Below are 503 nucleotides of genomic sequence, written 5' to 3'. Positions count from 1 at the left end.
ACGATAGTCCTCCATGACCAATGACGTGCTCGTTGTGCTCATCAGTTGGTCGAAAAACTCAATCACTTGTTTCGGCGATTCGGACAAGGTAATCGCACGAACCACCGCTAAACTGGACACGCCACATTGCCAAACTTGCTCTGCGTTTGATTGGTCAATGCCACCGATGGCCACAGTTGGATAGCCAACACTTTCACCATATGGAATGCTATCGATCAGCTTTTGATACAAGGCTAAGCGAACCAAACCTTGCGGTTTGGATGGCATTTGTTTGGTGGTGGTCGGAAAGATATGCCCCAACGCAATGTAGCTTGGGTTAATTTGGACGATACGCAGCAGTTCATAATAACCATGGGTTGATAGACCTAAGCAAATGCCTGCAGCGCTCAACTGGCTCAAATTGGAATCTTCGATATCCTCTTGACCAAGATGAACCCCGAACGCGCCATGCTTTATTGCTAGTTGCCAATAATCATTAATAAAAACTTGAGCGTCATACTGAC

At 46.3% G+C, this 503-nt stretch carries 1 protein-coding gene; it reads right to left on the bottom strand.

All coding sequences use genetic code 11. The annotated features are described in order from the left end of the window. Positions 1-503, bottom strand: a 503-nt coding sequence (locus R8O10_RS27795; protein ID WP_318192305.1) for a thiamine phosphate synthase, incomplete at both ends; no start/stop codon positions are given.

The sequence above is a fragment of the Vibrio sp. 1727 genome, assembly GCF_033344415.1.
Lineage (GTDB): Bacteria > Pseudomonadota > Gammaproteobacteria > Enterobacterales > Vibrionaceae > Vibrio > Vibrio alginolyticus.
The sequence above is the reverse complement of the archived record's forward strand: the minus strand, read 5'-3'. Positions and strand labels throughout refer to the sequence as shown.